A 12,739-nucleotide genomic window follows, 5' to 3' on the forward strand; every position below is an offset into this window, starting at 1 on the left:
GACTACTCTGGCTTACGGACAAAAAGTAGCGCTAATCGTCGCATAATAGGGAGCAGAATTAGAACAGAGGGAAAGGCAACGAGCCAGGAGAGCATCCAAGCGCCGAACCATTCACCTACAATAAAACCGGAAAAACCAACACTCATCAAGGTACTTACCAGAGAGACAATGCAGGACATTCCAAATGAGAGGAAGAAGGGGACAAGAATATGCATCATTCTTGGATGAAGTTTATATCGGTCAAATCTATTTTTTGGATGAAGTTTATATCGGTCAAATCTATTTTGGCTCATGAGACTCCTTTCTAACTTATTTTCAACAATCCATTTCCATTGATTGTTGTGTTTATCTGATACACTAAAGAGATCATCTTGTGGATAACTCTGTGGGCAACCCCGGTATAGGATTGAGTATAACCTGTAGGGTAGCGAATCATTCAAGAAAAAACAATATACAGATAGGTATATTGTTTTGTGAAGATTGATCTGTACGCTTGTCCTGAACGCATGATAAGTGCGCTTAAGAAGGGGCGGTTATCGGTCACTACTTTAAGTAGAAGGGGATCTAGAGGTCGATCTATTAGCGGCCGATCCATTAGAGACTGATCTATTAGAGGTTGATCTATTAGAGGCAGATCTACTATTTAAGATTAATCGAAGGTGATAAATAATTATTAGTTAGGGGGAAATAGAATGAATACGAGGCATCTAGAGGTCTTCTATGCCATTATGGTCTGCGGCTCGATTTCACGGGCAGCAGATATGTTGCATATCTCACAACCTGCAGTGAGTAAAACCTTAAAACATGCAGAGATGCGTTTAGGTTATCTCCTTTTTGAGCGAACACGTGGTAAATTGATTCCGACAAAAGAGGCCCGTATTCTCTACGATAAAGCGCAGATGATCTATCAAGAGTTGAGTGACTTTCAGTTAATGGCGGAAAATTTAGCGGAAAAACCACGGGGGAATATCTCCATTGGCTGTCTGCCAAGTTTAGGTTTAAGTCTTATTCCTGAGGTGACGAAGCTCTTTTTAGAGCGTTATCCCCAGTCGCGAGTTGAGGTCTCAACTTATCATACGGATGAGTTAATCCATCTCCTTAATCGTTATCAGCTCGATTTTGCAATCTCTTTTCGGCCGATTAAGGAGCAGGGTATTAGTTCTATTACATTAGCGAAAATACCGGTTGTCTATCTTGATGCAGAGCCTTTAGAGCAAGGTGTCATGAGTCTTGAAGCGATCGATGATGATCGTTGGATCAATCCTGGTGCCGATTCATTATCAACCATGATTCATCAATATCGTACCTTTAAACCGACGCAACTTAATGTACATACCTACTATATGGCGGCTGAATTTGTGAAGCGAAGAGTCGGGTGTACGATCAGCGATCTCTTCTCTGCGGCAGAAGTTTTGCCCTTTTCCATGATCTATCCTCTTAAAGAACCGATGATGTTAGACCTCTGTATGCTCTATCAATCGGATCGGCCTTTACGAAAAATATCGCAAGATTATCAGAAGCTTATTCAGAAATTTCTCAATAGAAGACTTAAAGAGTATAACCAAAAGTTATATCTTCCGCGATAATGTCATTTGAGACTTTCTGCTAAAGGGTATTAAATAGCCCTTACCGATCTTAGTAATATTTATAAAAATAAAAAATAGCTCATTATTAAAGAAGGCAAAATATATCACTAGTAGGTGGAGGAGGAACTGCCTATCACAGCAGAAGGGAAGATAAATCGTTAAGATAAACGGTATCCACTTCACGCTCATAATGCTGATGATAAGAGTTAGAGAGATTGAATCTCCTAATTGTGGCAAACTAAGATATCGGGGCTCTAAAAAGAGGTAGGAGCGTTATCTCGAGCTGATAGATGGGGAATTATTCCCCATGATTAACAGTTATAGTTATCGTGATCTTAAGAGGATCTCAACTAGCTAGAAGGTGATCAATGGATGCCTATTTGGCGCTGTTAATCGAACAAGAAGAGACTGGATCCGCAAGGTGACAGTCTTTTTTTATACTCGTTTATATTCATTTATATTCGCTTTTTTTATCCCTTTTTCAGGAGAAAAAACTGATAAAGATCGTGATATCAAAGATGTGCATAAGATGCATTCATGCTATGATATGCACCATTATGTTTCCTTTTTGTTGATTCTTATTTGATTCATTCATTTAAAACTAGGTTTAGCGCGGATATTAAAACGTATGCAAAAAATTACAACGACTATCGCGATTATTATTGCTGTAATCCTGCTCTTAGTGGCAGCCCTTTTCTATATCTCTCACCATAAACCTGAGCTTGTGATTCAAGGGGAAGTCGCTGCAAATCGAGTCGATATTTCGGTTCGAGTGCAAGGACGTGCTGTTGAATTGACGGCAGATATTGGCGATAAGGTTAAAAAAGGGGATCTACTATTAAGACTTGAGAGTCCAGCGCTTGAGACGCAGTTAGCAACATCAGAAGCGCAATATCGCGTCGCTCAAGCGAATAGAGATGTTGTCTATAGTACTCGTCCTGAGACCATTGAAGCGATGCGAGCACAATATGAGAAAGCAGAGGCTGATCTGCTCTTAGCAAAGAGTAATCTCGATAGAATGGAGGGTGCCGCACCGCGTGGGGGTGTCTCACAACAGAATCTTGATGTAGCGCGAAATGCCTTCTCATCAGCGATGGAAGCAGCTGCAGCAGCTAAAGCAAATTATGAGCTTGCAGTGAGTGGTAGTAGCCCGCAACAGAAATCTCTTGCAGATGCACAAGTAGAGCAGGCAAGAGCGGCGCTCTCTCAAGTGCAATCAGATTATGATGCCTTAACAGTCTATGCGCCATCAGATGGTCAGGTAACTGTTCGTGTTGCAGAAGTGGGGCAACTCTACAATCCCGGAACCCCTCTCTACTCTTTAATTAATATGGATAATTTATGGTTAACATTTAATATCCGCGAAGATTACCTCAACTATGCCGCTGTGGGGGATCATTTTACCGTCTATGTTCCTGCGCTTAAGAAAGATATTGATGTCTATATCCAAGCAATCAATCCATTGGGGCAATTTGCCAACTGGCAAGCGACCAAAGCAACAGGTGATTTTGATCTTCGCACCTTTGAAGTAAAAGCAAAGCCGGTAAAAGCTGAAGAGGGTTTATTACCTGGTATGAGTGTTATTGCCGACTGGAAGTCTCGCCATACGGCAGATTAATCGCCATTCATTGCAGCGTATTTAAAAGACGTATTTAAAGGACTTTGATGGAAAAGAGAGTTACTGAAGCGGTTGTTAAAGAGCACTATTTCTCAATTCTCTATCGGGAGATGCGTCTGATCTTTCGAGAGAAGAGTCTCTTTTTTGCCCTCTTTATCTATCCATTATTGGTGGTGATCTTCTATACGGGATTACTCTCTGAAGGCGTTATTCAGAAGATGCCGGTATCGGTGGTCGATATGGATCGGACCGTGACATCACGCTCCTTGATTCAGGATATCGCCGCCTCACCACAAGTATTGGTTGCAGCGAGGGATAGCTCTCTTCATGATGCGAAGCAGAAGCTTCTTAATCGTGAGGTTTATGGAATTGTCTTTATTCCAACCGATTTTGAGAAGTTGTTATTAGCGAATGAATCGCCTGAAGTAACAACATTCTATAACAATCAATATATGTCGATAGGCTCGGCGTTACAGAGTGGTTTCTCTTCTGCTTTGACTTCGATCATCACCAACTATCAAGCTGAAACAATGATGGATCAGGGGATTGCTCGGCCAATTGCGGCTGAACAGCTCTCTCCCATTGAGTTAGAGATTCATCCGGTCTTTAACCCAACGCTCAACTATAACTATACATTAACCAATGGTGTCGTTCCCACATTGCTACAGATCTTAATTATGGTAACGATGGTCTTTACCATTGTTCGGGATAAGTATAAGTTAGGCGGTATTGCCGTCCCCTTAGCGATGGCTAATGGCAGTTACTTCCGTTATCTCTTTAATAAAATTATCCCCTATCTTCTCTGGTTCTTAGCGGTTCATATCGTTTTAGATGCGGTCTTAGTACTCTTTTTTGATATGCCGATACGGGGATCCCTCTTTATACTCTATTTAGGAACGGCTCTCTTTATTGTAGCGGCCCAACTTTGGGCGGCTGTTTTTGCCCTCTGGTTACCGGAAAAGGTGATCAATTATGGAGCGGCAAGTAGCTTCTCATCCCCTGCCTTTGGTTTTATTGGACTCTTCTTTCCCCGGATCGCTATGAGTTGGTATGCTATCGCTTGGGGCGCAGTTTTACCCATTACCTGGTATGTGGAGATCCGTCTAGATCAGACGATTAGAGGGCATGAATTTCCCTATAATCTCTCACCACTTCTCTCGCTGTTGTTGATCGCTCTTATCACCTATATCGTTGTGATTATTCGACTCCATCTCTATAAAAAGGGGGCAAAACGTGTTTAAGACTATTTTGCAGATCTTTCTGAAGGAGTTTAATCGTATCTTCACGGTCGAGGCGATTATCAGTATTCTTGTTTCGGGATCGATTCTCTACTTCTTCTACTATCCTATTCCTTACGATAATGAGGAGGTGCGAAATGCTCCGGCGGTGGTGGTTGATCTTGATAACTCAACATTAAGCCGTGATATCTTACGAAAATTGAATGCAACAGATCGAATCGATATTGTCAGTCACGTTCATACTATGGATGAGGCGGAACATATGATGCGTAATCGTGAAGTCTATGGGATCTTCTATATTGCCCCAGGGTTTGAACAAAATATCTTAAGTGGGCGAAGCGGTGGGTTCTCATTTTATGGCGATGCTAGCTACGTCATTATCTATAGTCGTATGATGACGGCGGTCCAAAGTGTGGTGAAGACAATGAGCCGAAGTATCGGGGCTGTTAAGCAGATACAGATGGGAGTGGATCCCGCTGTTGCCTTTGGTAATAGTACCCCGATTACTCCGGTTGTTATTCCGCTCTATAATCCACAAAATGGCTATGCAACCTATGTCATTCCTCCGGTTTATGTCTTAATTGTCTTCCAGTGTCTCTTCTTGGCATTGGTGATTTCGCTTATTTTAGGGCGTAACTCAGATTTTGATAAAGGTTTGGTAGCTGATCCTAAAGCGTCCCCATTTGTTGTTGCTTTTATGACATTAGCCGGTAAATGGCTTGCTTATTTCATGGTGAGTATTGTGATCTTCATCTGTTATATGGGGATAACACCGATCTTTTATGAGTTACCATTTCATGGTTCATTGCCGCGATTGATGCTCTTTGGGTTACTCTTTTTATCCGCAACGATCTTTATGAGTACCTTTATTGGCCTCTTCTTTAGAAAGTTTGATTCAGTCTTCTTAATTATTCTTCCCTCAAGTATGTTGATCTTCTTCCTTTCAGGGATGAGTTGGCCCACAGAGATGATTCCTTGGGCCTTACGAATTTTCACCTATCTAATGCCGATTTTTCCAGCAATTACTAGCATGATCACGATGAATCAGATGGGGGGCGGTTTTAGTAATATGATCCCTGAGTTGATACTTTTAGTTGTGCAGTTAGGCGTCTACGGTCTTTTGGCGCTCTGGATGATGACCCGTTACTATCGTGGTCTACAGAAGCGAGCTTTATTGGTAGAGGCGCAGACTGAAGTGGCACAAAAGAGAGAAGAGGATGATGCATTGGATGCATCGGCTCCCTCTATAGAGAAGCCATAATGAGAAGTCATAATGTGTAGAGTGGGCACTCAATGAGATGACGATAGTAAAAAAGCTGAAGATTAAACTTCAGCTTTTTTGTGGTTGTTTGATTGATACTATTGCTTTACTATTTCGACTTTTCCTCTTCTATTTTCTTATTCTCAATTTGACGCTGTTTGGTAAAACCAGAACTTTCCAACATATCGCCTGTCGCGGAGTAGCTGATCGCCATTGTGGGATCCCCTTCGAAAGCAGTACCTGGTAAATTTGCTAACTCTACGAGATCCGCAACTTTGAGATCAACGGCGATCTTTTCATTAGCGCTCTTCTCCCCATAAATCATCTCATAGGTAATCCCTTTAACATCACTATAATCGACATATCCTGTCAACTCATCTAGGATCGCCTTTGCCTCTGCAGCATTTTTTGCCTCAATCAGATCATAATCAATAATGCTCTCTGTACTCTGTTCAACGAGCTGATCATTTTCCCCTACTAAGGTCATTTTGATGGAGATCCCTGGCTGATTTAACTCATAAACCGAAACCTCTTGTTCGATAGGTGTTGCCTCTTTCTCGCTACAGGCAGCTATAGTTGCAGCAAGGAGCAGTGCAGCGCCTATTTTTAATAATCTTTTCATAATTTCATTATCCTAGTTTTAATTGTCGTAGTTTTTTAACGGACTTCCTTTAACTTTCACTCTTTTCCATTCTATAGAACAAAAGTGGGGGATGCTATGTTTCAGTAGAAAAAGTAGGGAATGGGTGGAAAGAATCCTTTTTTTACTCTCTTTCCGTTAAAATAGGGAAGAGCATGGACTAAGTGATTAATTCTCTAGAGACAATTCGCGGCTCAGCAGTCGAGGTAAAAACCGCATTAAGGTAAGGAGTATTGTGTGACAAAAGAACGGATGATTCCTTGGTATCAGGCACCCAAGATCATATGGAGCACTGAGCAATATCAGGCGGAAGGAATTGAGCCTCCTCCATATGATTTTATTATTATCGGCGGTGGTATTGCGGGAGCTTCGAGCGCTTATGAGTTGGCAAATGCAGGGTTTAGAACCTTATTATTAGAGGCTGAAGCAGAGGTTGCTTCTCGCGGATCGGGAAATCTACAAGGAATGCTCTACTTAAAGCTCTCTCCCCATACCGAAGTGCAAAATGAGCTTCTGATTTCTGGCTTACACTATGTTCGTCAGTTATTGCAGAAGTTAACAGCAGATTCTCTACTAAAGAAAGGAGAAGATTGGGATGATTGTGGTCTTCTTCAGTTAACTCGCTCTGAGAAAGAGGGAGAAAAACAGCAACAATTAGCGGAGCTTTATCCTCCATCACTACTCAAGTGGGTCGATCAAGCAGAGGCGATTCAATTAGCCGGTGTACCACTGACTGCCGGAGGGCTCTATTTCCCTACATCAGGCTGGATCTCTCCGCCGGCATTTGTAGAGGCACTCTTAAAAAGTGTTGATACGGAGCGATTATGTGGCAAGGTTGTAACGAGTATTAATCGTCTTCAAAGAGAGGAGATCTCTGCGAGAAATTCAAGTGTTGCCGGAGCTGATGATAGTGGGCATCTGGCGACATTGGATGCTTTGGATGAAGCCTGCCCTCTTTGGGAGGTGCGCTGTGAAGATGGTTCTACTTTTCGCAGTAAAGGGGTGATTTTAGCGATGGCAGAAGGGGTTGCGACGTTGGAGCCCTGTCGTCATCTTCCCTTTACTGTTGTACGCGGGCAGACGACCACGATCAATCGAGATAATCCACTGAAGATGGTGATAAGTGGTGAAGGCTATATTGCGCCGGCAAAGGGAGTTGGTTTGAAAAGGAGTACCTTTGGCGCAACTTTTCGCCGGCATGAGGCTGGTGGATATTTAACAGATGAAGAGCATCGAGAAAATATCGCGATGTTAGAGAAGAGCTCTCCAGAACTTGCAACAGATTTAGGGCTTAGCTCAAAGATGGATGATACGGCACTTCAGCAACTGGCGCTTGAAGGCCGGGCGGCTACTCGAGCAAGTGCTATGGGGTCGATGCCGATCGTGGGGCCCATCGCAAATCGAGAACGTTTTATGGCCGATTTTGCCGCCATACGTGCAGATGCTAAAGCAATTCCTAAGATTCCAATTCCCTGGGAAAGAGGGCTCTATTTAACAACGGCACACGGGTCACGTGGGATGATCTCTGCGCCCATTAGTGCTGTGCTCTTACGGGATTATATTATTGGAGAGTTTTGTATAGAGCCTAGTATGGAGTCTCGTATGGAATTATTACCTAAGTCAGAAAGCTGTTCTTATGTGCAATTGTCTCAAGCGCTACGAGAGGCGCTTCATCCTAATCGTTTCTACTACCATGCATTACGTTTTAATCAATCTCTTGATTGAGCTTTTGAGGCGTATAGATCTGAAATAGAGTCTCTAGCTCTTCTTGATAATTGAGAGGGAGATATCGATCTGCGCCAAGATAGATTCTCTGCATCTCTTCGGGAAAACGATATTGATAGAAGCAGTTTTGGATCTGCTCTTTAAGTGCCGGCGCGAGATTGTGTGCGTAAGTATAGGCGGCAAAAGGTGCTGAACCTTTACGATAGATAATTCTAAAATCATCATAACTGGCAAGGTCGAGGAGTACTAAACGATCGAGAACCTCTTGAGCGATGAGGGCAGCATCATAATCGCCCGATTTAACCCCAAAAATAGATTGTCGATGTTTGCCTGAAAAGAAGATCTCATAATCCTCCCCAGGAGTAATGCCCTCTGCCGGGAAGAGGGAGAGCGCAGCTAGATGCCCCGCACTTGAAGCAAAATTGACATGGGCAACGCGAGTGCCTTTCAGATCTTTGAGGTTATAAAGGGGACTATCTTGCCGGACGATTACAATCATATCGGTTGTTAATAATCCATCTTCATTACCCTTGCCGGCAAAAGGGATCGCTCCTGCTCGATTAACAGCATGAATGAGCGCTCCTGCTGAGAAGCTTGCAATATGAATGGAACCATTACGCATCGCTTCTACCTCTGCATAGCTACTTTGCATGGGGTAGAAGATAACAGGTCGCTGTAGACAGCTTTGAAGATAGTTAAAGAAGGGGTTGAGCTGGTGCGCGTATGCATGTTCATCTCCATTAGGAACAATAGAGATCACTAATGTTGCTGGATCGACTTGTAGATGGGGTAGTAACGGGGGATCTGCAAGAAGATCGCCATCAATATCATAATATTTGGGATCTAAAATATCCTGCAACTTACCCTCATTAATAGGGGAGTCCGCAGCTATTAGCGATGGGAGCGTCAAAAATAGTAGTAGGAGTGTGCTGAAGAGTCTTCTTATAGCTCTTTGATAATTATGGATAATCGACTTCATACTAATATCTTACTATTCCCTAATGAGTGACTCTATTTCAAATATTCTTTAATAAATCGTTGTGATCCCTCAATCGCTCTACTTTTTTATACCCTATTTTATAGGTGATAAATTTTATTGATCATAGATCATAGATCATAGATCATAGGTCTATGATCATAAATCACAATTTTTAATGAGTATGACTTAAATTGCTTACAATAAATAGAGCTTAAGCACGACTCATGCGCGATTCAAGCGCGACTAAACAGGATTCAAAGCTGATTATAATTTACGCAGATTTTATCTCTTTAGTATCGCATCTTTTTTTCAGTAAGGGATAACGTTTACAATAAATTTACTTTGTGATCGATCTCACCCTCTATTTTATTAATAGTGATGGGATAAACGTAGCTATTTTATTGAAAATCGGGGGGTAATGATCAGATATTTTTAATTAAATTAATCGGGTTAAGTATGAGTATCTAGCATTCATCATGAAGATGGAAAATCGCAGCTATTGTCTGTATCTATTAAAAATGCATCTTAATAGCTACGATCTGATCCCTATTGAGCGTTATTAACGGCTCATACGATAGCGGATAAATTCCTCTTGATCATCGATCCTTTGTAAAAAGGGGTTACTTTGGATCTGATCCTTTAATGTCGCTGTTGCTGAAGGACCATAAGCATGGCCTGTGTGAATCTCCACATGATGGGGAACTTCCTCAACTAGGCGATTGAGAGAGTGGAAGAGTGCTTCCGGATCGGATCCTGTCAGATCAGCTCGACCGGCACCATCGACAAAGAGGGTGTCGCCGGTAATAATATCATCAGAGAAGAGATAGCAGATCGATCCAGGGCTATGACCAGGGGTATGAATAATTCTAACCTCTTCGCCGGCAAAGGAGAGAGTATCATTATCTGCTAAGGGAATCACATCATCGGGTAATTCACGAAAAGCAGGGGGGAGATCCCCTTTAGGATAGGAGTTGATAAAATCGATCTCAACTTCAGAAGCATAGACCGGCATTGGGTAGAAATCTCGAAGCATCTGTACCGCGCTGACATGATCATGATGTCCATGAGTTAACCAGATAGCAACAGGCTTTACGCCAAGGCGCTCGATCTCATCTGTAAAGTACTCCTCATCCCAAGCAGGATCGATAATGATCGCTTCATGTGTCTCAAGATCTTCAATAATATGCATAAAGTTTTCATAACGCTCATAAACTTTTGAATGAATTTTGTAACGCTTACTCATCTGCTACTCCTAAATTTTATCGTTGTTTTATAGCTGTAACTTCTGTGATTATTCCTCCATTATGGTCCCTTTGGGAGATAAATGCACACTTATTTGCCAAGATTCAAGCGTATGGCTGAAAGGATCGAAAGTTAAGCTTTTAGGTTGCTTTTATGATTACTCTCTATCATTACTCTTAAGTTATGCAGCCTCTTAAAAAGTTTATTGGTAAGGGTTGAGATATAAAACTTAAAGCTCAGATCTACAGCGAAAGATCCATATTATAGAGATCCATATTATCGGTAATAACCGAATCGACCCCCATTTTCAGTAATTTATTGATCTGTAAACATTCATTTGCAGTGTAGACCATAATAAAACCTCCCATCTGATGCACTTTTTCAATAATTTCGGAGGAGACAATCTGGTAGTTTAGAATAATTCCAGAACAGGATAATTGAGAGATCTGCTCAAAAATAGTCGCCTCCCCCTGAGACCAATCATTCACAAGTAAGGCTCTTGGAATTTCTGGTGCAATCTCTTTGGCCCCTTGTAGTGCCTCTGGCGCAAAAGAGGAGAGAAGAAAAGGAGGCTGCGGTAAATCAAGTATCTGTGATCGATATTCGATGATCTTTTTCTGGAGAAAACTTGCCGTTGCAACACCTGTTTTATAAGCTTCTCCAGGATTGGGTTTGATCTCTACATCAAGGAGATAGTGGTTATTAAGGATAAAATTGATCAGGCTTTCAAAGCGGGCGAGTGGTTCTCCGCTATATTGAGCAGAGTGCCAGCTTCCGGCATCTAGACGAGAGAGCGCATCCCAAGAATACTCATAAGCACTCCCTTTACCATTGGTGGTTCGCATTAAGGTCGTATCATGGAGCAGAAAGAGCTCTTGATCTTGTGAGAGCTTCACATCACATTCAAACATGGTAAAACCTTGCTGACTACCATAGCGGAATGCAGTTAATGTATTTTCGGGAGCCTCCTTACCGGCACCTCGATGGGCAATCAGGGTGGGATAAGGGGAGGCGTTAGGATTAGTAAGCGTATGGGGAGTGGTCTCTTTTTCAACTCTTATCATAATGATCCTTAAAGTTTGGAGATGGAGTGATCTATTTCGATCCGTTGAGTAGTTATTGGATCAAACCAGAAGAGATGTTGCTCTGGAAATTGTAAGAAAAGTTTTTCTCGAGAACGATATTGAGCGACTTTTTGAGCAGTATGGGGAATCTTGAGAGTAATCATCTCTCCGGCAAGATCACAATAGAGCAAGACCTCAGAGCCGAGATTCTCAGTGAGTGTTAGGTTTGCTTCAATGGGGAGGGAAGCGCTCTCTAAAGTGGAGTCTGTTGTCGGCATTTGAGTCGAATCTGAAACTGAGTTTGTAGCCGATTTTAGAGAGGACTCTAACGCCTTTGAAACTAAATGAATCTGCTCAGGGCGAATGCCTAAGATCCACTCTTTCTGCGCTTTTTTAAGTAGCTTTTGTGGAGCCCGAACACCATTGAGTCTCTCTTTTTTAAAATAGACTTCCTCTCTATCGATCGTAACAGGAAGAAGATTCATCGCCGGTGATCCCATAAAATGTGCAACAAAGGTGGAAGCGGGCTGATGAAAGATCTCCTCAGGTGTACCAAATTGCTCAATATTGCCATTATTTAAGATAATCATTCGGTCAGCAAGTGTCATTGCTTCTGTCTGATCGTGAGTGACATAGAGGGAGGTAATACCAATCTCATTATGGCGACGACGGATCTCTAAACGAGTAGAGGTTCGGAGTTTAGCATCTAGATTGGAGAGGGGCTCATCAAAGAGAAAGAGTTTTGGTTGCCGGACAATAGCACGTCCCATGGCAACTCTTTGCCGCTGCCCGCCGGAAAGGGCATTCGGTTTTTTATCAAGATGCATCTCAATATCAAGCATTCTTGCGGTCTCTTGAATACGTCGCTCAATCTCTGCTTTAGGCATTTTTGCTAATTTAACGCCATAAGCCATATTTTCTCTGACACTCATATGAGGATAGAGCGCATAATTTTGAAAGACCATCGCAATATCCCGCTGGGAAGGTTCTAAATGGGTAACATCCTGATCACCTATTATAATTGTACCGCTTGAAGCCGCCTCTAAACCTGCGATAACACGGAGTAGCGTCGATTTTCCACAGCCTGAGGGGCCAACAACGACAATAAATTCTCCGTCAGTAATATCGATATCGATCCCTTTTAAGATGGGAGGACCTGGATTTCGTTTAGAACCATAATGTTTAGTAATTCCTTTCAATGTTACGCTTGCCACTTTAATAGATCCTTTCTATTGATTTGATAATTTTCTTTGTCGATTATCTATTTCTATCTTCTGTTTCTTCTCAGCTTCCCGTTAGCTTTCCCTCAGCTTTTTATTATCGTTTTATGACCGTTTTATGACCGTTTTATCACTGTTTTTCGGCGCTCTTACCAACTAGCTGCTA

General features: G+C 42.2%; 11 protein-coding genes. 5 read left to right on the forward strand and 6 right to left on the reverse strand.

Annotated elements, in window-relative coordinates; genetic code table 11:
• Positions 1 to 2: 2 nt before the first annotated feature.
• A complete protein-coding gene (locus DC082_RS07985; protein ID WP_109236528.1) occupies positions 3 to 293 on the reverse strand; it encodes a DUF2798 domain-containing protein in 291 nt (96 codons plus the stop codon).
• Between the two features lie 399 nt (positions 294 to 692).
• Between DC082_RS07985 and DC082_RS07990 the strand changes: the two genes are divergently transcribed.
• The 4 genes from DC082_RS07990 (at position 693) to DC082_RS08005 (ending at position 5,703) form a co-directional block, all read left to right on the forward strand.
• A complete protein-coding gene (locus DC082_RS07990) occupies positions 693 to 1,586 on the forward strand; it encodes a LysR family transcriptional regulator (protein WP_094567567.1) in 894 nt (297 codons plus the stop codon).
• Positions 1,587 to 2,214: 628 nt separating this feature from the next.
• Positions 2,215 to 3,204, forward strand: coding sequence for an HlyD family secretion protein (locus DC082_RS07995; RefSeq protein WP_109236529.1), 990 nt, complete (start codon positions 2,215 to 2,217; stop codon positions 3,202 to 3,204).
• A 47-nt stretch (positions 3,205 to 3,251) separates the two neighbouring features.
• Positions 3,252 to 4,445 (forward strand): ABC transporter permease, encoded by a 1,194-nt coding sequence (locus DC082_RS08000; RefSeq protein WP_109236530.1) that lies wholly within the window; start codon positions 3,252 to 3,254, stop codon positions 4,443 to 4,445.
• Positions 4,438 to 5,703 (forward strand): ABC transporter permease, encoded by a 1,266-nt coding sequence (locus tag DC082_RS08005; RefSeq protein WP_157957425.1) that lies wholly within the window; start codon positions 4,438 to 4,440, stop codon positions 5,701 to 5,703. The genes DC082_RS08000 and DC082_RS08005 overlap by 8 nt, the downstream gene beginning before the upstream one ends.
• Positions 5,704 to 5,812: 109 nt before the next feature.
• Here the strand turns inward: DC082_RS08005 and DC082_RS08010 are convergent, their stop codons facing one another.
• A complete protein-coding gene (locus DC082_RS08010; RefSeq protein WP_109236532.1) occupies positions 5,813 to 6,325 on the reverse strand; it encodes a DUF1307 domain-containing protein in 513 nt (170 codons plus the stop codon).
• 255 nt (positions 6,326 to 6,580) lie between these two features.
• Here DC082_RS08010 and mnmC1 point away from each other — a divergent pair, with 255 nt between their 5' ends.
• Complete coding sequence (gene mnmC1 / locus DC082_RS08015) at positions 6,581 to 8,068, forward strand: FAD-dependent 5-carboxymethylaminomethyl-2-thiouridine(34) oxidoreductase MnmC1 (RefSeq protein WP_109236533.1); 1,488 nt, start codon at positions 6,581 to 6,583, stop codon at positions 8,066 to 8,068.
• Here mnmC1 and phnD read toward each other — a convergent pair.
• From phnD to DC082_RS08035, 4 genes are all read right to left on the reverse strand, one after another.
• Positions 8,049 to 9,047 carry a phosphate/phosphite/phosphonate ABC transporter substrate-binding protein gene (gene phnD / locus DC082_RS08020; RefSeq protein WP_109236534.1) on the reverse strand — a complete coding sequence of 333 codons (999 nt, stop codon included), beginning with the start codon at positions 9,045 to 9,047 and terminating at the stop codon, positions 8,049 to 8,051. The genes mnmC1 and phnD overlap by 20 nt on opposite strands.
• A 559-nt stretch (positions 9,048 to 9,606) precedes the next feature.
• Positions 9,607 to 10,290 (reverse strand): MBL fold metallo-hydrolase, encoded by a 684-nt coding sequence (locus DC082_RS08025; RefSeq protein ID WP_109236535.1) that lies wholly within the window; start codon positions 10,288 to 10,290, stop codon positions 9,607 to 9,609.
• A gap of 241 nt (positions 10,291 to 10,531) precedes the next feature.
• Positions 10,532 to 11,353: a glycerophosphodiester phosphodiesterase family protein gene (locus DC082_RS08030; protein WP_109201668.1), complete on the reverse strand. Its 822-nt coding sequence runs from the start codon at positions 11,351 to 11,353 to the stop codon at positions 10,532 to 10,534.
• Between the two features lie 8 nt (positions 11,354 to 11,361).
• Entirely contained in the window at positions 11,362 to 12,567 is a 1,206-nt protein-coding gene (locus tag DC082_RS08035) for an ABC transporter ATP-binding protein (RefSeq protein ID WP_109236536.1), read from the reverse strand.
• Positions 12,568 to 12,739 lie beyond the last annotated feature (172 nt).

Source organism: Ignatzschineria indica, assembly GCF_003121925.1.
GTDB classification, from domain to species: Bacteria; Pseudomonadota; Gammaproteobacteria; order Cardiobacteriales; family Wohlfahrtiimonadaceae; genus Ignatzschineria; species Ignatzschineria indica.